Annotated in this window: 24 protein-coding genes; 5 read left to right on the forward strand and 19 right to left on the reverse strand. The window is 42.9% G+C overall.

Annotated elements, in window-relative coordinates:
* Positions 1–6 precede the first annotated feature (6 nt).
* Entirely contained in the window at positions 7–660 is a 654-nt protein-coding gene (locus tag MHB69_RS16140) for an ABC transporter permease (protein WP_034280933.1), read from the reverse strand.
* Between the two features lie 13 nt (positions 661–673).
* The gene (locus MHB69_RS16145; RefSeq protein ID WP_076840049.1) at positions 674–1,822 is read right to left on the reverse strand and encodes a betaine/proline/choline family ABC transporter ATP-binding protein; all 1,149 of its coding nucleotides are present in this window, start codon (positions 1,820–1,822) and stop codon (positions 674–676) included.
* A 268-nt stretch (positions 1,823–2,090) separates the two neighbouring features.
* Here MHB69_RS16145 and MHB69_RS16150 point away from each other — a divergent pair, with 268 nt between their 5' ends.
* On the forward strand, positions 2,091–2,627 hold the full coding sequence (locus MHB69_RS16150) for a GbsR/MarR family transcriptional regulator (RefSeq protein WP_024426065.1): 537 nt from the start codon (positions 2,091–2,093) through the stop codon (positions 2,625–2,627).
* A 55-nt stretch (positions 2,628–2,682) separates the two neighbouring features.
* Here the strand turns inward: MHB69_RS16150 and MHB69_RS16155 are convergent, their stop codons facing one another.
* Entirely contained in the window at positions 2,683–3,315 is a 633-nt protein-coding gene (locus tag MHB69_RS16155; RefSeq protein WP_212051166.1) for an NAAT family transporter, read from the reverse strand.
* 119 nt (positions 3,316–3,434) lie between these two features.
* Here MHB69_RS16155 and MHB69_RS16160 point away from each other — a divergent pair, with 119 nt between their 5' ends.
* Positions 3,435–3,899: a hypothetical protein gene (locus tag MHB69_RS16160; protein WP_342495770.1), complete on the forward strand. Its 465-nt coding sequence runs from the start codon at positions 3,435–3,437 to the stop codon at positions 3,897–3,899.
* Between the two features lie 15 nt (positions 3,900–3,914).
* A complete protein-coding gene (locus MHB69_RS16165) occupies positions 3,915–4,370 on the forward strand; it encodes a GNAT family N-acetyltransferase (RefSeq protein ID WP_342495771.1) in 456 nt (151 codons plus the stop codon).
* Positions 4,371–4,401: 31 nt separating this feature from the next.
* Here MHB69_RS16165 and MHB69_RS16170 read toward each other — a convergent pair whose 3' ends face one another.
* The 13 genes from MHB69_RS16170 to MHB69_RS16230 all read right to left on the reverse strand — a co-directional run bounded on the left by MHB69_RS16170 (position 4,402) and on the right by MHB69_RS16230 (position 17,903).
* Complete coding sequence (locus tag MHB69_RS16170; protein WP_024426069.1) at positions 4,402–4,683, reverse strand: hypothetical protein; 282 nt, start codon at positions 4,681–4,683, stop codon at positions 4,402–4,404.
* Positions 4,680–5,048, reverse strand: coding sequence for a hypothetical protein (locus MHB69_RS16175; RefSeq protein WP_342495772.1), 369 nt, complete (start codon positions 5,046–5,048; stop codon positions 4,680–4,682). The genes MHB69_RS16170 and MHB69_RS16175 overlap by 4 nt, the downstream gene beginning before the upstream one ends.
* Positions 5,045–6,442 carry a hypothetical protein gene (locus tag MHB69_RS16180; RefSeq protein ID WP_342495773.1) on the reverse strand — a complete coding sequence of 466 codons (1,398 nt, stop codon included), beginning with the start codon at positions 6,440–6,442 and terminating at the stop codon, positions 5,045–5,047. Before MHB69_RS16180 ends, MHB69_RS16175 begins: the two co-directional genes overlap by 4 nt.
* Positions 6,414–7,181, reverse strand: coding sequence for an ABC transporter ATP-binding protein (locus MHB69_RS16185; protein WP_327827502.1), 768 nt, complete (start codon positions 7,179–7,181; stop codon positions 6,414–6,416). Before MHB69_RS16185 ends, MHB69_RS16180 begins: the two co-directional genes overlap by 29 nt.
* Before the next feature lie 58 nt (positions 7,182–7,239).
* Complete coding sequence (locus MHB69_RS16190; RefSeq protein WP_024423498.1) at positions 7,240–7,509, reverse strand: hypothetical protein; 270 nt, start codon at positions 7,507–7,509, stop codon at positions 7,240–7,242.
* 259 nt (positions 7,510–7,768) lie between these two features.
* Positions 7,769–9,061: a phosphopyruvate hydratase gene (gene eno / locus MHB69_RS16195; protein ID WP_081124847.1), complete on the reverse strand. Its 1,293-nt coding sequence runs from the start codon at positions 9,059–9,061 to the stop codon at positions 7,769–7,771.
* Positions 9,062–9,092: 31 nt separating this feature from the next.
* Entirely contained in the window at positions 9,093–10,628 is a 1,536-nt protein-coding gene (gene gpmI / locus MHB69_RS16200) for a 2,3-bisphosphoglycerate-independent phosphoglycerate mutase (RefSeq protein WP_024423499.1), read from the reverse strand.
* Positions 10,621–11,382 (reverse strand): triose-phosphate isomerase, encoded by a 762-nt coding sequence (gene tpiA / locus MHB69_RS16205; protein WP_065214785.1) that lies wholly within the window; start codon positions 11,380–11,382, stop codon positions 10,621–10,623. The genes gpmI and tpiA overlap by 8 nt, the downstream gene beginning before the upstream one ends.
* A 30-nt stretch (positions 11,383–11,412) precedes the next feature.
* On the reverse strand, positions 11,413–12,597 hold the full coding sequence (locus MHB69_RS16210) for a phosphoglycerate kinase (protein WP_024426073.1): 1,185 nt from the start codon (positions 12,595–12,597) through the stop codon (positions 11,413–11,415).
* A gap of 213 nt (positions 12,598–12,810) precedes the next feature.
* Entirely contained in the window at positions 12,811–13,818 is a 1,008-nt protein-coding gene (gene gap / locus MHB69_RS16215; protein WP_007500174.1) for a type I glyceraldehyde-3-phosphate dehydrogenase, read from the reverse strand.
* A 31-nt stretch (positions 13,819–13,849) separates the two neighbouring features.
* Positions 13,850–14,887, reverse strand: a complete 1,038-nt coding sequence (locus MHB69_RS16220; RefSeq protein WP_034280955.1) for a sugar-binding transcriptional regulator — start codon at positions 14,885–14,887, stop codon at positions 13,850–13,852.
* A 309-nt stretch (positions 14,888–15,196) separates the two neighbouring features.
* A complete protein-coding gene (locus MHB69_RS16225) occupies positions 15,197–16,570 on the reverse strand; it encodes an amino acid permease (protein ID WP_051149965.1) in 1,374 nt (457 codons plus the stop codon).
* 139 nt (positions 16,571–16,709) lie between these two features.
* Positions 16,710–17,903 carry an ornithine--oxo-acid transaminase gene (locus MHB69_RS16230; RefSeq protein WP_034280960.1) on the reverse strand — a complete coding sequence of 398 codons (1,194 nt, stop codon included), beginning with the start codon at positions 17,901–17,903 and terminating at the stop codon, positions 16,710–16,712.
* Between the two features lie 209 nt (positions 17,904–18,112).
* On the opposite strand from MHB69_RS16230, the gene MHB69_RS16235 reads away from it, so the two are divergent.
* Complete coding sequence (locus tag MHB69_RS16235) at positions 18,113–19,552, forward strand: sigma-54-dependent Fis family transcriptional regulator (protein WP_046313160.1); 1,440 nt, start codon at positions 18,113–18,115, stop codon at positions 19,550–19,552.
* Between the two features lie 30 nt (positions 19,553–19,582).
* On the opposite strand, the gene MHB69_RS16240 is transcribed toward MHB69_RS16235, so the two are convergent.
* Complete coding sequence (locus tag MHB69_RS16240) at positions 19,583–20,320, reverse strand: FadR/GntR family transcriptional regulator (protein ID WP_046313158.1); 738 nt, start codon at positions 20,318–20,320, stop codon at positions 19,583–19,585.
* A 172-nt stretch (positions 20,321–20,492) separates the two neighbouring features.
* Positions 20,493–21,791: an RNA polymerase factor sigma-54 gene (gene rpoN / locus MHB69_RS16245; RefSeq protein ID WP_214755383.1), complete on the reverse strand. Its 1,299-nt coding sequence runs from the start codon at positions 21,789–21,791 to the stop codon at positions 20,493–20,495.
* A 70-nt stretch (positions 21,792–21,861) separates the two neighbouring features.
* Here rpoN and yvfG point away from each other — a divergent pair, with 70 nt between their 5' ends.
* A complete protein-coding gene (gene yvfG / locus MHB69_RS16250) occupies positions 21,862–22,077 on the forward strand; it encodes a protein YvfG (protein WP_024423509.1) in 216 nt (71 codons plus the stop codon).
* 20 nt (positions 22,078–22,097) lie between these two features.
* Here yvfG and MHB69_RS16255 read toward each other — a convergent pair whose 3' ends face one another.
* Positions 22,098–23,423, reverse strand: a complete 1,326-nt coding sequence (locus MHB69_RS16255) for an MATE family efflux transporter (protein WP_214755382.1) — start codon at positions 23,421–23,423, stop codon at positions 22,098–22,100.
* Positions 23,424–23,473 lie beyond the last annotated feature (50 nt).

Genomic DNA, 23,473 nt, shown 5'->3' on the forward strand with positions numbered 1-23,473 from the left:
AACTCCTTATGAAACTTCCTTCAATCCTTTTAAGCCTTCAGGTGTTACTTTTTTCTCCAGCTTCATTAATGATAGGTCGATGATGACTGCTAAAATTGTGACTGGGATCGCACCCGCAATAATGAATTCCGGCTGATACAGCTGAAGTCCAATCAAAATGTAGTCACCTAGACCGCCTCCACCGATAAAGGCTGCAAGTGTTGTCCAGCCAATCAAATAAATCGTTGACGTTCTGACACCTGCCATAATGACCGGTACAGCAAGCGGGAGTTCAACAAGACGAATTTGTTCCCATGTTGTCATCCCGATTCCTTTACCGGATTCAAGCAAGTTTTTGTTCACACCTTGTACCCCGGCATACGTATTTCTTAAAATAGGTAAAACCGAATAGAAAAAGAGAGCAACGATTGCAGGTATTTTCCCAACCCCCAAAATAGGAATAAAAAAGGCAAGAATCGCTAAACTAGGGAGTGTTTGAAAGATATTCACGATACCGATGATAAAACCTGCGCCTCGCTTCATTCGTGTGAGTACCACGCCTAAAGGAACGGCAACAAGAATACCGAGCACAACAGCAATTAAGGAAATATATAAATGCTCCCACATTTTTGTGAGGAGTTCCCCGCCATTTTTCTCTAGAAAGTCGATGATTTGATCCATGTGTACACCTCCCTTACTTCATTTCAGTGACAGCTGCCGGCGTATCGTCTCCCCAAATGGAGTCGTACACAACATCTACAAGACTTGCACGTGTCACAATGCCTTTTAAGTGCCCTTCTGCATCCACAACCGGTACATATTTAATGCCGCGTATTAAGATTTTCCGGACAGTGTCTCTTAGAAGTGCGCCTTCTTGTACGGTATAGAACTCTGTATTTAAAATATCACCAACAAAAGCTGCTTTTCTGCGGTTCGCATCGATTGTTTCAATATCGATATAGCCTTTTAGCACATGATGTTCATCTACTACAAGCAAGGAATCGACCCGCTTTTCTCTCATGATGTAGATGGCATCTGTTAATGTTTTTTCAACTGTAACGGTGACTGGTGACGTGTTCATCATTTGTTCTACACGTTCCATATTCGGATTTGATTGAAGCAGACGTTCTTTGCCGATGAATTCTTCTACGAATTCATTGGCTGGGTTTCGCAGAATATCGTCAGGCGTACCTACTTGAACAATCTCTCCATCTTTTAAAATCACAATTCGATCAGCTAGTTTAATAGCTTCGTCCATGTCATGTGTGACGAATACGATGGTTTTATTTAACGTTTTTTGCAGTTTCTTAAATTCTTCCTGCAATGAATCTCGTGTGATTGGATCAAGTGCGCCAAATGGTTCATCCATGAGGATCAGAGGGGGTTCCGCTGCTAGTGCGCGAAGAACACCGATGCGCTGCTGCTGTCCTCCGCTGAGTTCATGAGGGTAGCGCTCTAAATATTCCGGTCCCATGTCGACAAGCTTCAGCAGTTCACGTGCCCGTTCTTTTCGTTTTTCTTCCGGCCATTTTAACAGCTTCGGAACAAGTGAAATGTTTTGTGCGATGGTCATATGGGGGAACAGTCCAATTTGCTGAATCACATAGCCAATTTCTCTTCTTAATTGAACTGGATCTTTTTTCATAATGTTTTCTCCCTCGATGAAGATGTTTCCTGAGGAAGGTTCGATGAGTCGGTTAATCATCTTCATGGTTGTTGTTTTACCACAGCCACTCGGTCCAATAAAACAAATAAATTCTCCTTTTGCTATTTCTAAATCAATATTTTTGACAGCTTTTTTTCCGCCTTTATACGTCTTAGATACATTCTCTAGTTTCAGCAAATGAGACACCTCCATTAGTCAAATCAATATTTTCAGAAAATTTACACCTTATTTATTATAGTGCAAACTTTATAAAATAAAAAGTTTATGATGTGTTTGTATTGCATAACATTTATTTAAAATTTTCAGTTAACGGCCTGATAGATAGAGATCTCTCCTTTTTCCTCCAAATTACGAGCAAATACTCAATATTTATTGTTTTCATCAACAAACAGGTATATGATATATTGTGTTACAAATTGTCAGTCGTGAAGGGATGAATCGGGGAGTGGACAAGCAAGCGTTAGGTGCCATTCAAAAAGCACAGGATCATTATATTGAAAAAGCTGCCGAGAACATGAATGCCTTTGGTCTTTCTTCTACAGTGGGTAGAGTGCTTGGTATCATTCACATGAACCGTAAACCAATGACGCTTGGAGAGCTATCAGAGGCGACAGGCATGAGCAAAACGAGAATGAGTCAAGTCGTTCGAGAAATGCTTGATTTGAATATTGCGGAAAAGGTTTATGAAAAAGGAATACGTAAAGATCTATATGACGTTGAGCAAGATCAATACCAAACGTTTATTTCCTTGTTTGCAGCCAATTGGTCCCGAGTTGTCAGCAAAAACCGCAAGGCACATAAGAAAACGTGCAAGGAATTGCTGGAGCTGCTTGAACAGGACGACCTGCCAGAAGAGACAGAGGATAAAATCAATCTGCTTCTTTCAGAAATCAAGGAAAGTCTTGATTACTATGATTGGATTAGCCGCTTAATTGAATTCTTTGAAAGTGAAGAAGTGTTTAAGCATGTGCCGAAACCTTAAAAAAAGCTGTTTTATTTTACATCATTGTAGAAAAAAACAGCTTTTTTATATACACTTATTGCATAAACATTGGAAACATCCCTTTTAAGCCTGCACCGATCATTTCAACTGCCACTACAGCAAGAATTAATCCCATTAACCGCGTCACGACATTCATCTCTGTTTTCCCCATTTTCCGCATAATGAAACTTGAATAATGAAAGGCATAAAAGGTCATTGCCAGAACGATGACAATGCCGATTAAAATCGTAAACATGTGAAGCATCCCTTGACTTCCCGGGGTTAAACTCATCACTGTAGCGATTGTACCGGGACCAGCGATGATCGGAATCGCCAGCGGCGTAACGGAAACATCCGCCTTTTCTATACTTTCTGCCTTTTCCTCAGAATGAGGATTTTGGACATGTGACTCCTTTGCATTCAGTAAATTGTAAGCGATACCAAAAATAAAAATACCTCCGGCGATACGGAGTGCATGAATATCGATCCCAAATAATTTGAAAATAAGCCTTCCTGCCAATAGAAAGGCAATCAGAATGATGAAAGAGACCACAATGGCTTTTTTGGCTGTCTGGGAGCGTTCTTTCTCTGTATATCCCTCTGTTAAAGTGATGAAAAGAGGCACGTTTCCAATAGGGTTTGATACAGCAAATAATGAGACCACGACATGAATCATAAAGGAAATCAACAGACACCCTCCTTTTTTCATAGTGTCTGCCAATCTGATGTGAATATTCCCTTGTGATGTTAAAACCTGTCTATATTTAACCGATGATAATAAAGGTTTTATAGAAAGGGGAATGACACATGAAGAAAACGATCACCATTATCCTTCTATCTGTTGCGGTTTTAGGAGCAGCCGGCTGGATGGTTTGGCAGCAGCAGACCATCAAAGCAGCTGAGGAAAAATATCAGCAAGAAAGCAAAACGAACGATGAGCAGCTTTCGAAGTTAACATCAGATCAAGCGGATATGAAGCATGAAAACGAAGATCAAAAAAAGAAACTGTCTACCATCACCAAAAAGCTCAAAAACGAAAAGAAAGCCTATCAAAAAGAAGTCAAGCAGCGTAAAGCGCTTGAGGCAAAAATTGACCAGCTTCAAAAAGAGCTGACAGCAGCGAAAGCCACTGCTCAAGCGAATAAACAGAGCGCACAGGCTGCAAGGCAACCAACTGTAAAAAAAGATCCAAATGTCACTCACAATCCGCCCTCACAATGGGTACAGGATCAATATGATTGGGGTGTGAAACAAGGATATATTAAAGAATAGAAAGGATGAAAAAACATGATACACATTCGGCCATTGTCAGGTGATCAATCCGTCCCTATGGATCTTTTACTCTTAGCTGATCCTTCAAAGGAAAAGGTTCTTACTTATGTGCAATCCGGCTCTTGTTATGCCGCGTATCATGATCAGGACGTGATTGGTGTCTATGTGCTTTTATCTCTGTCTCAACAGACAGTTGAAATCATCAATGTCGCCGTGAAGGAATCATGGCAAGGAAAAGGAATTGGGAAGCAGCTGATCCGCCATGCCATTGCTGAAGCGAAAGCCGCAGGCTTTCACACGGTTGAAATCGGCACAGGCAACTCGAGCATTCAGCAGCTCGCACTTTATCAGAAATGCGGCTTCCGCATGACATCTATTGACCAAGATTTCTTTCTTAAGCATTATGATGAACCGATTTTTGAAAATGGCATTCAGTGTATGGATATGGTACGGCTGTCACTCACTTTGTAAGCAGACTGATGTTTTGTTCCGTCTGCTTTTTTTATGTTCTGCGTTTTTTTACCACATGCTTCACATATTGAATGAAGAAATAAAGCACGGCGCCAGCTAAAAAGCAGACCACACATCCAAAGAGCGTCGCCTCTGAGCTGAATTGATACTCTTCAATTTTCATGATATAAAATGGCATGCCAAACAATGTTGGGCTTGATTCAACATGATTGACCTCTAGCAGCAGTAAAAAAACAGGGGTCATAAACACAGCAAATACATACAGCATCGCAAGTGTTATACCGCTGGAAAACGAATGAAATACTTTGATCATTTCTTTCTCTCCTTTATCTCTTTTAAACTGGCTGTGATATTTTTTCCGTCAGGGCAAGCTGGATGCAGCATCACCGAATTCAGTAAAGAAAAAAACAGCAGCTGATGACTTACAGGATGCTTCCATATCATAAAAAGCACAAGCGAACAAAGCACCGGAAAGAGCGGGCCTGCAAGTGCCACCATCATATTGAAGCTCGGCCGGACAAATTTCTCATGGACGACCGCCACATGCTTCCAATCAATCGTGATCACAAAATCAAAGAGCGGCCTTTTTTCGATTTTGTTACACAATATGATCATCAGCATATGACCGAGTTCATGTATCAGCACAACCGCTAGGAAACTACACACAAGTTCTATCATCGCAAGACAGGCCTCTTTAACATGACCGTATATATACAGCTATAAAATGCAAGTGAACCTAGCAGATAAGCAGTAGCGAGAAGATACACATCTGCTGAAAGCCACTTCAATAAAAGCATATCGATGAAGCTGAATACAGCAATCATCATCACGATGACAAACAGTTTATTAAACTCACTGATCTTCACGATAAACCCTGTACAGGCCGCCATGGCAGTGATCAACAAAATGGACAAACTTGCGAGGCCATGCCCTTCACTTTCAATGCCTATCACCATAGATGCAAGCCAAATAAACACAAAATATGTTAACAAATTAATAGCGTAATAAAATAAAATTCTCGACAATAAATAAGCACTCTTTGATGTATTTAACATAAAAATGGCCCTTTGATTCATATGATATTCTCTGCCAATCATCAGCGGAAGCATGATCAATATTTCCTTTAATGCATACTGCACAATAAAGGCATACATCCAGCCGGTTTCTACCGGTGTAAAAACAATAGGCAGCCCCGCCGTCAAACAAATGAGAAATAAAAACAAAATGCCCTGTTCTTTAAAAACAGCTGACCGGCTGAAATAGACCAATTCCTGCTGCAGGTGCGTCAGAAAGGAAGATTGCGTTCTGATTTTCTTGTAAGAAAACGACTTCACCTCTGTTTTCAGCTGCAAAAACATCCGATGGACATAAGAAGCCGCTACCCCCTTCAGCCAAAGCCAGCCAGCGCTTAGAAGGATCACCAGAAATATGAGATAGACTGATGGCCATACACGGATCATCTCCATTGCTTTTTTCAAAAGGAGAAACACCAATAGATTCAGCACCGCAAAGCCTAGCGTTTGCAGCAGCAAATGCTCTTTTGTTTTAGATACGAAATGGCTCACAGCAATCCGCATCACCATCCAAGAAGCAAGTGCAAGCAGCGCCAGTACACAGCAAGTCATGCATACAGCCGTTATCCAATACAAAGATGGCGTAACACCGCTGATCAAAAGGCCTAAGACAATCGGTAAAAAAAGCAGTCCTACCATGAGAAAACAAAAGAGCATCGGAAAGAAATACACACAAAGGACAAATGGCACACTTTGTATCGCACTATTCAAAAAGTAGAATTGATATTCCTGTCGCTTTAATTTATTGCGGGATAACAAAATAGCTGCACCTAAAAGTAAAAGCGTCATTTTCATCAATTGGAGGTATAGAGCAGCCGGCTCACTTTCTCCTGCCTGCATGAAAAAACGCAGGCTGATAACGACGTATATCGCGTACATGAGCAAGAAAAAAGCCGCGGCTGCGAGAAGCTGTATAGGGTACTTTTTTGCGAGCTGCTTTCCTTTCGTTGTCAGCATTCCCCATTCTATTTTATGAAGAACGTGTCGTGTCCAGATCATTGAGTAACCTCTCCACCTGCATATAGTAATCTCGATTCACTTCTTTATAAATCTCTTCAAGTGCCTGATGAGGAAATGTCAGATTCGTTTCTTGGCGGGACATATCCAGTTTGACGTCCCCATTTCTTAAGATCATGAGATGGTCATAAAGCGTATCACCAAAGCTCAAATGATGGGTTGAAATGAGAATGCCAGCGCCTTGATTTCTCAGCTTCATGAGCACCTTTTTTAAGATGATCATCATATCTGGATCAAGTCCGTTCGTTGGCTCGTCGAACACATAATAATCACATGGCCTGAGGAGCTGGGAAATGATCTGCGTTTTCTTTTGATTGCCATGAGACAGCTGAGCGATAGGCTGATCCATATATGAACCCAGCTCAAACAGTTCGATGAACGTCTCCTCCCGTGTGACATCTTGCTCATTTGGCAGCTGAAGTAATTGAAAGTATTCCCTCGGTGATAAATAATCGAACAACGAATGCTCGTCAGGAATATAGGAAACATGTTTTTTCAACAAGGAGATGTGTTCTGAGGATTGAAGGTTCAGCTGTTTACCGTGTAAAGTGACGCATCCTATAAATGGTGTCAGCCCAAACATGGATTGGATCATCGTCGTCTTTCCCGCACCATTATGCCCCAAAAGCAGCAGCATCTGCCCTTTCTCGACATTCATTTGAATATTACGGAGAGAGAAGGTGCGGCTATATGTTTTTTCTTTTAATCGTAATGTCAGCATCATATCCCTCCGTTTGTTTCAAATAGAACAGATGACCTTGCATCTGTTCTCATCCCTGTTAAAAACCGCACTGGATTTTAACGTACATGCCTAATAATTTGAACTCTCCTAAAAATTTCGAGCCCCGTCCAAAGGTCTTGCATGCCCAAATCAATGCTCCGAGTGAAATAATGCCTAATATAGCGGCAAGGACATAAATCCAAAATGCGTTTTTCTGTACATTCTTAGAAGTTAAAATTCGTTGCTTCCTTTCATCATATGCCGCCAATAGGTGAAGGACATACATATACACACCTACTGGAAAACGAAGGCTAAAAGGATTCAGCATCTCATCACCCCCTAATATATGTAAAATGATACCACCTCCTTACAGAAAGCATAAGTTCATTTCAGATCATATTTTTAGTCGATTTTTCATGATTTAGTGCTTATAAATGGAGGGGATTTTGGCTTCTTCTCTAACTGAAGGAGGATTTTTTACAGAAATAGGATAAGCCAAATGAATTAGCCACCGGATTTTCGCTCAACACAAAAAAAACGCTGCGTCCCGCTCTCATGAAAGAGCGGAACGCAGCGCATAGCTGACATTATTTATTCAAGTTATAGAATGTTGCAATGCCGTGATATTGTGCTGTTTCAGCCAATTGATCTTCGATGCGAAGTAATTGGTTGTATTTCGCCACACGGTCCGTACGAGACGGAGCACCTGTTTTGATTTGTCCAGCGTTTGTTGCAACAGCGATGTCTGCAATCGTGCTGTCTTCAGTTTCACCAGAACGGTGAGAGATAACAGCTGTATATCCTGCGCGTTTTGCCATTTCGATTGCATCAAATGTTTCAGTTAATGTACCGATTTGGTTTACTTTGATCAGGATTGAGTTACCAACGCCGTTTTTGATTCCTTCAGATAGCTTCTTCGTATTTGTAACGAACAAGTCATCTCCTACTAGCTGAACCTTGCTGCCAATGCGCTCAGTTAATAGTTTGTGACCTTCCCAGTCGTTTTCATCAAGGCCGTCTTCAATAGAGATGATTGGGTATTTCGATACCATATCTTCATACCAGTCAACCATTTCAGCAGATGTTTTCACAACACCTTCGCCTGATAAATGATATTTACCGTCTTCTTTGTTGTAGAACTCAGAAGATGCAGCATCCATTGCAAGTTTCACTTCTTCACCTGGTTTGAAGCCAGCTTTTTCGATCGCTTCAACGATTGTTTGAAGTGCTTCTTCGTTAGAACCAAGGTTTGGAGCGAATCCACCTTCGTCACCTACAGCTGTGTTTAAGCCTTTTGCGCTTAATACAGATTTCAGGCTATGGAAGATTTGAGCGCCCATGCGAAGTGCTTCACGGAAGTTCGGTGCACCTACAGGCATGATCATGAATTCTTGAATGTCTACGTTGTTATCCGCATGCTCTCCGCCGTTGACGATGTTCATCATCGGTACTGGAAGCGTTTTGGAGTTGAATCCACCAAGGTATTGATACAGTGGAATTTGTAAGAAATCAGCAGCCGCACGTGCTACAGCGATAGATACACCAAGGATTGCGTTTGCGCCTAATTTCCCTTTGTTTTCTGTTCCGTCAAGTTCGATTAACATTTTGTCAATCGCTACTTGTTCTGTTACATCAAAGCCTAAAAGCTCTGGTGCAATGATTTCGTTTACGTTGTTTACAGCTGTCAGAACACCTTTTCCAAGGTAACGGTCTTTGTCTCCGTCACGTAGTTCTACTGCTTCATATTCACCAGTAGAAGCACCACTTGGAACAAGCGCACGGCCAAAGCCGCCAGATTCTGTGTAAACTTCTACTTCAACTGTTGGGTTACCGCGAGAGTCTAATACTTCGCGTGCATATACGTCAACAATGTATGGCATATTTAATTTCTCTCCTTTTGAATCAATTTTTTTATTTCTGAATTAATGATGTTCCTGTCATCTCTTTTGGTTTTTCAAGACCAAGTAAGTCTAAAAGCGTTGGAGATAGATCGGCTAAAATACCGCCTTCTCTAAGCGTCGCACCTTTTTTCGTCACGATGACTGGTACAGGATTCGTTGTATGTGCAGTATGCGGCTTTCCTTCTTCGGTAATGAGCACGTCTGCGTTACCGTGGTCTGCCGTGATGATGGCATGTCCGCCTTTTGCCAGGATTGCGTCGACTACAGCTCCTAAGCACTCATCTACTGCTTCAATAGCTTTGATTGTTGGCTCAAGCATACCTGAATGACCAACCATATCCGGGTTAGCAAAGTTCAGGATGATCGCATCATGCTTGTCAGCATTGATGTCTGCAACAAGTGCATCCTTTACCTCATAAGCGCTCATTTCCGGCTTGAGGTCATAGGTTGCCACATCTGGTGAATTGATTAAGATGCGGTCTTCACCAGGAAATTCTTCTTCACGTCCACCGCTCATAAAGAACGTCACGTGAGGATATTTCTCTGTTTCAGCAATCCGCAGCTGTTTCAATCCGTTTTGAGAAAGCACTTCTCCTACTGTGTTATCCAAATTCACTGGTTTGAAGGCAACATAGCCATCAACCGTTTCACTGAAGTGTGTGAAGCAGACGAAGTGTAAATTCTTCGGATGAGCTTCTCCGCGGTCAAACGAGCGGAAATCTGCATTTGTGAAAGTGTTCGAGATTTGGATGGCACGGTCTGGACGGAAGTTATAGAAAATCACAGAGTCACCGTCGTTTACTTTGGCAACCGGCTCACCATTTTCTCTCGTAATGACAGATGGAATAACGAATTCATCGTAGATTCCATTTTCATAGGAGTCATCAACGACATCATAAATGTTTTGATAACTTGGGCCTTCACCGTACGCCATCGCGCGGTACGCTTTCTCCACACGATCCCAGCGTTTGTCACGGTCCATTGAGTAATAGCGTCCAGAAAGTGTTGCCACTTCACCGACACCGATTTCTTTGATTTGTTCTTCCAGCTGTTTTAAGTATACTTTGGCTGTCTTCTGACCAACATCACGTCCGTCCAAGAAGCCATGAATGTATACCTTTGTTAAGCCTTCTTTTTTCGCCAGCTTCAGCAGGGCAAAAAGATGCTGGATGTGACTGTGCACACCGCCGTCTGACAAGAGTCCAAATAAATGAAGCGCCTTGTCATTCTCTTTTGCATAAGTCATTGCATCTAGGAACGTTTCGTTTTTCTCAAATTCCCCTTCACGGATGGCAACATTCACCCTTGTTAAGCTTTGATACACAATACGTCCTGCACCGATGTTCAAATGCCCAACTTCAGAGTTCCCCATTTGACCTTCTGGGAGGCCTACTGCCTCACCTGAAGCCGTTAAGGTTTGATGCGGAAATTCGTTCCAGTAGCGGTCAAAGTTCGGTTTTTTTGCTTGTGCGACAGCGTTACCGACTGTTTCGCCTCTTAAACCGAACCCGTCTAAGATGATTAATGCAGCTGGTTTCTTACTCATATTGACCTTCCTCCAATAATTGAACGAAAGACTGAGGTTCTAAGCTTGCGCCGCCTACCAAAGCACCGTCAATATCGGATTCTGCCATATATTCTTTAATATTTGCCGGCTTCACGCTTCCGCCATATTGAATGCGAAGGCTGTCTGCCGCTTCTTGACCAAATTCGCTTGCAACGGTTTTGCGGATGTGTGCGCAAACGTCGTTTGCATCTTTCGCTGTAGAAGATTTTCCTGTACCGATCGCCCAGATTGGCTCATATGCAATCACAGATTCAGCTACTTGCTGCTTCGTTAAACCAGCTAGTGCTTTCTTCACTTGATCAGCGACAAGTTCATTTGTTTTGCCAGCTTCACGCTCTTCAAGCGTTTCACCTACACAAATGATTGGAACGATGCCATGCTTGAATGCAGCATGTGCTTTTTTGTTCACTGTTTCATCTGTTTCAGCAAAGAATTCACGGCGCTCTGAATGCCCAATCACTGAATAGCCGATGCCTAAATCTTTTAGAGCAGCAGGGCTGATTTCACCAGTGAATGCACCATTTTCTTCAAAGTGCATGTTTTGTGCACCAATTTTAAGGTCTGTTCCGTTTGAAAGGCTGTTTAACTTTTCAAGGAAAAGAGCTGGCGCACAGACAATGGATTCCACTTTGTCAGGAGATGGAATAGATGACTTGACTTCTTCAACGAAGCTGACTGCTTCGCCAAGTGTTTTGTTCATTTTCCAGTTCCCAGCTATAATTGGTTTTCTCATGATTGACACTTCCTTATAGCAGTTTTGGTCTTATTTATCGTTTAATGCAGTAACACCAGGAAGTTCTTTGCCTTCCATAAATTCAAGTGAAGCGCCGCCGCCTGTAGAAATATGGCTCATCTGATCGGCAAGACCAAATTTCTCAACAGCTGCTGCTGAATCTCCACCGCCAATGACAGAATATGTATCTTTTGCTTCTGCCAGTGCTTCTGCGATAGCTTTTGTTCCTTTAGCGAATGCATCGATTTCAAATACACCCATTGGTCCGTTCCAGACAACAAGTTTGCTGTTTTTAATAACGTCAGCATACTTTTCTCTTGTCTCTGTTCCAATATCAAGTGCTTCTAGATCACTTGGAATTTCAGAGATTGGCACAATGCTTGTATTCGCATCATTTGAAAAGTCGTCGGCTACCAGAACATCTGTTGGAATCAGGAAGTTCACACCTTTTTCCTTTGCACGGTCCATAAAGGATTTCGCTAAATCTACTTTGTCTTCTTCTAATAGAGATTTCCCTACTTCGTGGCCTAGTGCTTTCACAAATGTGTAAGCAAGTCCGCCGCCGATGATAAGGTTGTCCACTTTATCAAGAAGACTTTCAATCACACCGATTTTATCCTTTACCTTTGCGCCGCCGATAATCGCTGTAAATGGGCGATCAGGGTTTGAAATGGCTTTTCCTAAAACCTCAAGCTCTTTTTGCATGAGGAAGCCTGAAACAGCCGGAAGATAAGCTGCAATACCAGCTGTCGATGCATGTGCACGGTGTGCAGCACCGAACGCATCATTGACATACACATCGGCTAAATCAGCAAATGCTTTTGATAATTCAGGATCGTTCTTTTCTTCACCAGGATAGAAACGAACGTTTTCAAGCACTAGCACATCTCCTTCTTTTAAGTCAGAGATTTGCTTCTTCACGTTGTCGCCGTAAGCTTCATCTGCTTTTTTCACTTCTTTTCCAAGAAGCTCTTGCAGACGTTTTGCCACAGGTGTCAGACGCAGTTCTTCAGTAACTTGACCCTTCGGACGACCCAAATGACTAGCTAGCAGTACCTTTGCGCCTTGTCCTGTTAAATACTCAATTGTTGGTAATGCTGCGCGGATACGAGTATCATCCGTCACTTCTCCGTCCTTCATCGGAACGTTAAAATCTACGCGGCAGAACACAACTTTACCTTTTACGTCAATGTCTTTTACTGATTTCTTATTCATGCTCGTCAGGAGATCCTCCTTTATTCTGGTTTCCTTACGCATTGGACAAGACTCTCTTTATCCTTTTCCCATTTTGCCCTCATCAAAACGAGAAATCGTGCAGAACGGATAAAAACAGAGAAAAAGGGAAAGGGATGCTTCCCCTTCCCTTGTCCGTCTTCATTATATCGTGTCTCTAGGAAAGAACCAAGTGAGTTCCTTCAGTGTGAGAAATTAAAGACCTTGTTTTGCAATGTAAGCTGCAAGGTCAACAACGCGGTGAGAATATCCGCTCTCGTTATCGTACCAAGAAATCACTTTCACCATGCTGCCTTCCATTACCATTGTAGAAAGAGCATCGATTGTTGAAGAGTTTGCATTACCATTGTAGTCACCAGATACTAATGGCTCTTCGCTGTAGCCAAGGATTCCTTTAAGTTCTCCTTCAGCTGCTTCTTTAAGTGCTGCATTTACGTCTTCAGCTGTTACATCTTGGTTTAATTCAGCCACAAGGTCAACTAAAGAAACGTTAGGTGTTGGAACACGCATAGCGCCACCGTTTAATTTACCTTTAAGTTCAGGCAATACAAGTGAAACAGCTTTCGCAGCACCTGTAGAAGTTGGGATGATGTTTTCCGCAGCTGCACGAGCACGACGGTAGTCTTTGTGCGGAAGATCAAGAATTTGCTGGTCATTTGTGTATGAGTGAACAGTTGTCATCATACCGCGTTTGATACCAAATTTATCGTTAAGTACTTTTGCAAATGGAGCTAAGCAGTTTGTCGTACAAGATGCATTAGAGATGACATCGTGGCTAGCTGCATCGTATTTGTCTTCGTTTACACCCATAACGATTGTGATATCTTCTTCGTTAGCAGGAGCAGAGATGATGACTTTTTTAGCGCCAGCTTCTAAGTGTTTCGCAGCGTCTGCACGTTTTGTGAAGAATCCAGTAGATTCAACAACGATTTCTACGCCTTGTTTACCCCAGCTTAATTTCGCAGGGTCACGCTCAGCTGATACTTCGATTGTTTTACCGTTCACTACTAAGTTTGTACCGTCTACAGAAACCTCTGCATCTAGTTTTCCGTGAACAGAGTCATATTGTAAAAGGTGTGCAAGCATGTTAGCATCTGTTAGATCGTTAACCGCTACTACCTCAACTTCAGGATTATTTAATGCTGCACGAAATACGTTACGTCCAATACGTCCAAATCCGTTAATACCGACTTTTACTGCCATGATGTTTCCTCCTTTTATAGGTCACAATGTTTTATATTGAGGGATCAATTGACTCCCTTAATAACTCTTTTGCGGCTCCTTCGTCTGTGACGAGAACCGTTCGGCGCGGTTTTTTGAAATAAGCTTCAATCGCCCCCGCCTTTGATGATCCACCTGCAACAGCAATGATGTGTGGAATGCTTTCTAGATCATCTAGCTGCATACCGACGGAGTGCACTTTGTGTACGACCTCACCATCACGATTAAAGTAATAGCCAAAGGCCTCTGTCACTGCGTCATGCTCATCAATCTTTTTTAAATCTTCAGCTGGTGTATTTCGTCTCATCGCCATTGTTTTTGCTTCACCAATACCATGAATAAGCATCGTGGACGATTTAATCGTTTGAAGCACTTCTTTGACGGACGGCTCTTCAATAATGGAAGAGTAAGCACCTTCTGACAGCTGCCCTGGAACAAACAGCAGTTTGTAAGTACCGGAAGCTTTTTCAGCCATGTGGGCACAAATGGTGTTTGCCTGATTTTTTACATTCTCCCCAAGACCGCCTCTCGCAGGGACAAACATCATATCGCGGTTTTTGGCATCAGGGGTCATCATTTCGGCAACGGCTTCCATCGTCGTTCCGCCAGTGACGGCGACGATATTATTTCCAGTAAACCTTTTTTTCATGCATTGGACAGCAGCTCTTCCCATTTCTTGCTTCACCCACGGGGATTCGTCACTGTCACCAGAAACGATCATGACTTCTTCCAGGCCTAACTTTCTCTTTAATGTATTTTCCAAAAAGGTTAAACCTAAAACGTCCTTCATCATTCCTTCAAGCATTTCAAGCAAAGCGTGACCCTCACTCGTCAGCATCATGCCGCTCGTTTTGACATCCAGCAGATTTTGTTCTTTTAAAAACTGAACTTCAGCACGTAAGATGCGCTCGCTGAGACCAAGACTCGTCGCAAGGCTTCTGCGGCCAATTGGTTCAGCTAATCTGATGTACTGCAAAATGTCGTAGCGTTTTTGCATAACAATGAGAAGATCTGGCAATAATTTTTTTTGAGCTTCCAATAAATGATTCATGGCTAACGACCCTTTCTTTTCACGTTGGACCAAAAACGTCCCACTGTGACAAAAAACGTCCCGCCACAGCCAAAAAAAATCAATCCCTGCTTTCTTTAATTATTTTAACAGGATAATCTTGCATTTTCAACTCTTACAAACACATTTAGACAAAAAATAGACACATTTTCGCCGATAACCTGCTTGTCATCAAGGTTCTTGCTATGATATTTCTTTTCAAAATATTTATTTTCTTTTATATAGAATGTATTCACGATGAAAAATGTGCATGCTGGTGAGATCAGCATGCACATTTTTTTCAGGATTTGCTTATGTTTTTGTGATGGTTCCAAACTGTTTTGCCTCTTCCTTCGGTTTGATTTTGAGATAATAAATGATGTAACAGGCAGCCATGAACGGAATTCCGCAATAAAGACCGATTCGCTGATCCTCGATAAAAAACAAGCTGATGAGGACAATGCCAAATGCGATAAAGCCTGCTAATGGGACAAATGGATAGAGCGGTGTTCGGAAGACGAGATCCTTTACATCTCCGCCCGCCTTTATGAATTGTTTTCTAAAGAAATACTGGGACAAGCAAATAGACATCCACACCACAACAAGAACCATACCAGAAATAGAAATGAGCCACACATACACCGTTTTTGGTGCCACAACACTTGTCAGCAGAGATAGTGCAGATACGCCCATTGTCACCAATAGTGCATTGATCGGAATTTTACGCTTGGACAGCTTTTTCGTAAAGTCAGGTCCTTTCCCGTCTTTCGACAGCGCCCAAAGCATACGTGATGATGCATATAATCCAGAGTTTGCTACAGATAAGACCGCTGTGATGATGATAAAATTCATGATATCTGCAGCATACGGTATACCGACCTTGTCCAGCACGACGACAAATGGGCTGTCGACGGTGCCTGCTGTCTGCCACGGAAGAAGTGCGGCCAGAACCGCAATGGATAAAACGAAAAAGACCATCGTTCTCCAAATAATATTTCGTATAGATCGCGGCAATGTTTTTTCAGGGCTTTCACTCTCTCCTGCGGCAATCCCTACAAGTTCTGTTCCTTGAAAGGAGAAATTGACCGTGACCATGGTTAATAAAATAGCAAAAACGCCGTTAGGAAATAGTCCGCCATGATCCGTCAAATGACGAAATAGAGGAGCTGGTTCTCCATCTTTCAAATGAATCATTCCGAAAATTGCGCCAATTCCAATGATAATAAATAATAGGATGGCAGCGACCTTAATGGCTGAAAACCAAAACTCGGTTTCAGCGAAGCTGCGAGCTGAGATGGCATTCACGGCAAATAAAATCACGCTAAACGCAAGACACCACAGCCAAACAGGGATATCTGGGAACCACCTTTGGAGCAAAATGCCTGCTGACGTAAACTCCAGTCCTATTGTACATGCCCAGCTAAACCAATAAAGCCAGCCGATCATAAAGCCTGTGGACGGACCTATATATTTGGTTGCATACTCCTGAAAGGAACCCGCTGTTGGCATCGCCACTGCTAATTCTCCAAGACAGAGCATCACCAAATACATTAACAATCCGCCAATGATAAAGGATAGAATGGCTCCCCCGGGTCCAGCCTGATGGATAATGAGTCCTGACCCAAGGAAAAGACCAGTACCAATGACGCCGCCTAAGGCAATCATAAAGAGATGCCTGCTTTTCATGGAACGTTCTAGTTCATTATGCTGCTCTTGCTTCAAATCATTTTCCCCACTTTCACTCTTCTATTCATCATCCTTTGACAAAATTCGCTGTTCGTTGAAAGAGAAAGGGAGAAAGTGAAGGTTTCTCCCCCTTTGACATTTATGCTTGAAATAATGCTTCAATATGACCAATCGCCCAGTCTAAATCTTCTTTAGATATCGTGAGAGGCGGTGCAAAGCGGATGACGGTCTCATGGGTTTCCTTACATAACAGCCCTGCTTGTTTCAGCTTTTCACAATAAGGTCTCGCTGCCTCTGTCAGCTCCATGCCGATAAATAATCCGCGGCCGCGCACTTCCTTGATGACAGGACTTTGAATGCGCGTGAGTTTGTCTTTTAAGTATTCGCCAAGCTCCATAGAACGCGCTGCAAGGTTTTCGTCGATTAAGACATCCAGTGCAGCCAGCGATACCGCACACGCAAGAGGATTTCCGCCGAAGGTAGAGCCGTGAGATCCAGGGTTAAACACACCTAATATATCGCGGTTTGCGACCACACACGAGATTGGGAATACACCGCCGCCTAAAGCTTTCCCTAGAATCAGCATATCTGGCTCAATGTCTTCCCAGTCACATGCAAACATCTTTCCTGTTCGCGCTAATCCAACCTGAATTTCATCCGCAATGAACAGCACATGTTCCTTTTCACAAAGCGCCTTCGCTTCCTTCAAGAAGCCTTCTGGCGGCATGACAATTCCCGCTTCTCCTTGAATAGGTTCGATCAGAAAAGCCGCTGTTTGTGGTGTGATGGCTTCACGCAACGCTTCAATATCTCCGTAAGGAATCAGTTTAATGCCTGGAAGCATTGGACCGAAACCTCTTTGATATTCTGCTTCAGAAGAAAGGGAAACAGCCGTCATCGTTCTGCCATGGAAGTTACCGACGCACGCAATGATTTCTGCGCGATTGTCTTCGATTCCCTTGACGTCATAGCCCCAGCGTCTTGCTGCTTTGACAGCTGTTTCTACAGCCTCAGCTCCAGTATTCATCGGGAGTGCCATCTCTTTATTCGTCAGTTGACAAATTTTCTCATACCAAGGACCAAGCTGATCATTGTGAAAAGCTCTTGAGGTCAGTGTTACCCGGTCTGCCTGTTTTTTGAGCGCTTCAATAATGCGGGGATGGCGATGCCCTTGGTTCACTGCGGAATATGCACTCAGCATATCCATATATCGATTGCCTTCAGGGTCTGTCACCCAAACTCCTTCAGCCTCTGAAATCACAATTGGCAGCGGATGATAGTTTGCCGCACCGTATTGTTCGGTTTGTTGAATCAATTCATTTGTCTGTGTCATCGTCTATTCCTCCTTCTATAAGCTAGCCTCTTTTTCATTAGGTTCATCTACACACATATGATATGCAAGGATCGTGCCAACTTTCTGCCTGCATTATGGCGGTGATTGATCTGGTTTTTTATGCAAAATATTTTTGCATCTGCCAAATTTTTTAGAGGAAACCGCAAAATTTTTCATGTAAAATAGAGGTAACGTCTGGAGGTGGCGCAATGAAAGAAGATTCGTATACTGCAAAGCTCGAAAATGAGATTGATCTGTATAAACAAATGCTCGATTTAATAGATGTCGGGGTTCATGCAATTGACGAGAATGGCAACACTGTTGTCTATAATAAAAAAATGATGGAGATTGAGTCTTTGAAACGCTCTGATGTTCTCCATAAAAATGTATTAGACCTCTTCGTCTTCCAAGACGACATGCACAGTACGCTTGTCCAAGCGCTGCGTACTGGGAAACAAACCGTTCATGCAAAGCAGACGTATCATAATTACAACGGAAAAGAAATCACAACGATTAATCATACATACCCGCTCGTTCGAGACGGCCTCATCCAAGGAGCGGTTGAAATTTCGAATGATGTGACCAAGCTGGAACGGCTGATCCACCACAATATGAAGAAAAAAGGAAGCACACGCTTTACCTTTGATTCCATTATTGGACAAAGTCCTGCGTTTTTAGAGGTGATTGAGCATGCAAAACGAGCGACACGCACCTCTTCCTATGTGCTCATTGTTGGAGAAACAGGGACAGGAAAAGAACTATTTGCGCAAAGCATTCATAACGGCAGCAGCCGGTCATCTGGACCATTTATTACCCAGAATTGCGCGGCACTGCCTGATAATCTCATTGAAAGTCTGCTCTTTGGTACACAAAAAGGGGCTTTTACAGGCGCAGCTGATCAGCCCGGCCTATTTGAACAGGCGCAGGGAGGTACACTGCTGCTTGATGAGATCAACTCATTAAATCCTGGTCTTCAAGCAAAACTGCTGCGTGTTTTACAGGAGAAGCGTGTGAGAAGGCTTGGCAGCACAAAAGAAATCGCTGTTGATGTAAGAGTCATTGCCAATATGAATGAGGATCCTGTAGATGCAATCGCAGGCGGACGCATGCGCAAGGATTTATTTTATCGGCTGGGTATTGTCACATTATTTATTCCGCCGCTTTCTGAGCGAAAAGAAGACATTCCTACGTTTGTCAGTCATTTTATTCAAAAATATAATGAGCTGTTTCAAATGAAGGTGAAAGCGGCTGACGAAGAGGTACTAGCCCTTTTTCAAGCGTATGATTGGCCGGGTAATGTACGAGAACTGGAGCATGTGATTGAAGCGGGGATGAATATGATGATGGATGAGGATTACTTAAGCCTGCATCACCTTCCATATCATTTTAGATTTAAGCATGGGGAAGGGCGTCCTGCAGCGCAATTACAGACGAATCCTTTGCATCATACCGCAGCAGCTGACACGTTTATTTATACAAGCCAAGAACATACGACTGATTTTCAAACCCAAATGGAACGATTCGAAAAACAATACATCGTCCATTACTTAGAAAAAATGGACGATAATATTTCACAGACTGCAAAGATACTGGGCATGAGCAGGCAAAGTCTGCAATATCGCATGAAAAAGCTGCATATTTCTCGTTAATAATAGAGCTGTGCCCTTATTCGGCACAGCTTACTGTGGTTCTGACTCTTCTGCCGGTTCTTGAATCACGTCACTCAGCAGTTTTTCTACATTTTTTAAATGCGTGAGCATCGCTCTTTCTGCTTCTTCTGGCTGTCTTGCCAAGACGGCTTTGTAAATGTGTTCATGTTCTTTGTAAAGCTGCCGAATGGAGGCTTTTTTTGAAAACAAGACGGCTTTTCTCGTCTCACGCATCGTTTCTACCAGCAAGGTGGAGACCTGATTCATTAATGCTTTTAATAAATCATTCTTTGAGGCTGTGGCTATGGCGAGATGGAAGGAGAGGTCTGCCTCTTCACCAGTTTCTTTATGTGCTTCTGCGAGTTTCATTTGTTCGAGTGCCTCACGCAGCTGATGAAGGTCATCGTCCGTTCGGAGCAGCGCTGCCTTTTTGACAGCACCCGTCTCAATAATGGTCCTTAATTCAAGGAGCTGCGTGACATCATGCTGCTTCATCAAAAATGCAGGAGACAGACTAAATGTGAGCTGTTCAGGATCGAACTGCTTCACATATGTACCTTCCCCTTGCTTCATCTCTATTAATCCGATCGCTTTGAGAGCAGACAGCGCCTCTCTTACAGCAGAACGGCTGACTTGAAAGCTTTCTGAGAGCGCTTGAACCGAATCTAATTTTTCCCCCGGAAGAAGCTCACCTGTACGAATGGATTCAATTAATGCATCCGCAATTTCTTCATATATTTTTTTCGTTTTGATTTGTTTATATTTCAATTGGTCTCACCTCATCACTGTTGTCTATCCCTATCGGCTCATGCCCTATCTTATACTTTACCCCAAAATTTCCGATCACACGTCTCCCCTCTTTAATTTTCAAGAAATCTTCGGGCTGCCTTGCTTTCAACAAAAAAAGAAGCACGTGCCATGTTCTGGCAAGTACTTCTTTTTAATCGTATCGCTTCCGCAGCGTAGAGGACGGAAGATTCATTTGTTCGCGATATTTTGCAATGGTTCTGCGTGACGCCCGGATGCCAAAGGTTTGCTGAAGCAGCGTCATGATTTGCTGATCTGAATACGGTTTTTTCTTATTTTCCGTTTGGATGAGTTCTGCAATGTGCGTTTTGACAGTGTAGCTGGACGCCTCTTCTAGTGAATGCCCTTCTAATTTTGCTTGGAAAAATTGTTTCATTTCCATGAGACCATAAGGGGTTTGCACCATTTTCCCTTTTACAGTCCGGCTGACTGTTGACTCATGCACTTGCAGTATATCTGCAATCCGCTTCATCGTAAGCGGTTTCATTTTATGTTTCCCTGTTAGGAAAAAATCTGTCTGATGTGAGATAATCTCACGAACGACATGAGTCATCGTTTGCTTTCTTTGCTTCAGCGCTTGGACAAGCCAATTGTACTGCTGCTCTTTTTCCTTTAAATACGTGTATGCTTCATGCCGCTTTTGTTCTTGAATCATGGCGAAGTAGCCTTCATTCATTTCAACGTCTGGAAAAGCGCGCTGATTCAGCTCAAATGTGATGCGATCCTGCATCACAGTAATCGTCACATCAGGCTCTATATACAGATGCTCTTCATCATTTGAGAAATGAAGGCCTGGTCTTGGTTCAAGCTGAGACACTACATCTTGTACCGCTTGGAGTGTTTTCATTGAAACACCTGTTTTCGCCGCAATTTCCTTCCAAGCCTTTCTGGCAAAAAGAAAGAAATGCTCTTCGATGATCAGCTCGGCTTCATACCAGCGTTCCTTTTTTCTTCTCAGTTGAAGGAGGATACATTCCTGCAATGATCTTGCGCCAATACCGGCAGGCTCTAGGGATTGCAGCTGATGAAGGACGGCTTCTACTTCTTCAGCTGGGACCTCTAAGACAGCTGCCATTGCGTCAATCGGTTCATTTAGATAGCCATTGGAATCAATGGACTCAATCATAAAGTAAAAGATTCTTTGATTCTTTTCACTTAAATTTAAATCAATCGCCTGTCTCTTTAAAAACATTTGCAGGCTTTCTTTTTGATGCGTTCGATACGGCTCTGTCATTCGATCGTGTGATTTTTTATGATAAACTGGTTGGTAGCTGTCCGTGTCTTTCCGCTCAATCAGAGGGTTCTCAAGTGCTAACTGGTCAAGATACTCGCCGAGCTCTGTGCAATTCAGCTGCAGCAGCGTAATGGCCTGCCTGAGTTCTGGTGTGAGCACCTGCTTTAATACCTGTTCTTGTTGCAGTTTAAGGCTCATTGTCTCCCCTCCCTCTCATCATTTTACATGAAGATTGACGGACCGTATATACGAAATAGGAGTGATTTCTATGTCTGAACTTTTTTCCGTTCCATACTTTGTCGACAACTTGAAGCAGCACATCGCCATGAACCAAAATGAAGACAAGGTTCATGCCATGAATGCCTATTACCGCTCAGTAGTGTCAACGCTTGTTCAAGACCAGCTGACCAAAAATGCGGTTGTATTGAAGCGAATTCAGCATCTTGATGAAGCCTATCAAAAGGTGAAAAAAGAAAGCGAATGAACGAAAAAGAACACCCTTTGTCAAGATGGTAAAGGGTGTTTATCATATGCGAAAAGTTTCTGATCCAGCCTCGATTTATACATCATCAAAAAGCCAGACCGCCCGACAGTATAAATGATAAAGGCAAACCATAGGCCATGATTGTGCCAAAGGGGCGTGACCGCGGTTTGAACGACGATAAACAAAATCATCGCAAACAGCATCGAATTTCTAACAGGGGCAATTTCTGTCGCACCTGTAAATACGCCGTAAATGACCAAACCGAAACAAGCCGCAAACGGATAAAGAACGAGCCAGCCTGCATAGCGTAATGTCACATCAAGCAGATGAGGGAGATTGGTAAACAAGCCCAATATCGGCTCTTTTAATAGAAAATAAACCGACGCAATGACACATGCCATGACAAGTGCCCACTGCCTTGAAAGGGTTAAGGTTCTTTCATAGAGGGTGCGGTCATTTGCACCAACTGATCGGCCAACAAGGATGCTGGACGCATTGGCAAAACCATCGAACAAATAAGCCATGATGTAGTGAATTTGAAATAAGATGGCATTGGCTGCCAGCAGCTCTGTACCAAAAGAAGCACCTTTTGCGGTAAACATGTTGATGACCACTAGCAGACAGATCGTACGAATAAACAAATCCTTATTCACATGAAACATTTTCTGCACTGCCTGTGTATCCATGATTTTCTTAATGGAAGGCATCTGGAATCCGTTTGACGAATGCTTCATGATGATCCATGCCCCTAACACAAAAGCGGTTAGTTCAGATATCAATGTCGCAGCCGCAACTCCTTTGACTGCAAACGAAAACACATGAACAAGCAGAAATGCGAGCGCCATATTCATGACATTGATCAAGATTTGTAATGAAAGAGCTTCTTTCATTTTTGCCATCCCCATCAGCCAGCCCAATATGACATAATTCATTAAAGTAAATGGCGCTCCCCAAATGCGAATATGAAAATAGTCTGCGGCAAATTGACGGACATCAGCATCAGGAGAGATCACTAGAAAAGCAGATTGAATGATCGGCCATTGCAGAGCAATAAAACAAAGTCCGACGATGACGGCGACGAAAAAAGGTCTTAGAAAAGCAAGAACGCCTAGTTCCTCATTCTGCGCTCCGTTTGCCTGGGCGGCAAAAGCAGATGTACTGACCCGCAAAAAACCAAACAGCCAATATAATGTACTGAAAATGAGACTGCCGACCGCAACGCCTCCAATGTAAGCGGGATTTGCGAGCTGACCGACAACCGCTGTATCAACAGCTCCAAGTAATGGAGTGGTCATCGTTGAAATTGTTAAAGGAATGGCCAAAGCCAAATACGCTCGATGGTTCATCGCTGCCGCCTGCCTTTCATGAAAAATAGCCTCTTTCCTAAAAGAGGCGC

It is taken from the genome of Bacillus sp. FSL K6-0994, from assembly GCF_038630815.1.
GTDB lineage: Bacteria > Bacillota > Bacilli > Bacillales > Bacillaceae > Bacillus > Bacillus safensis.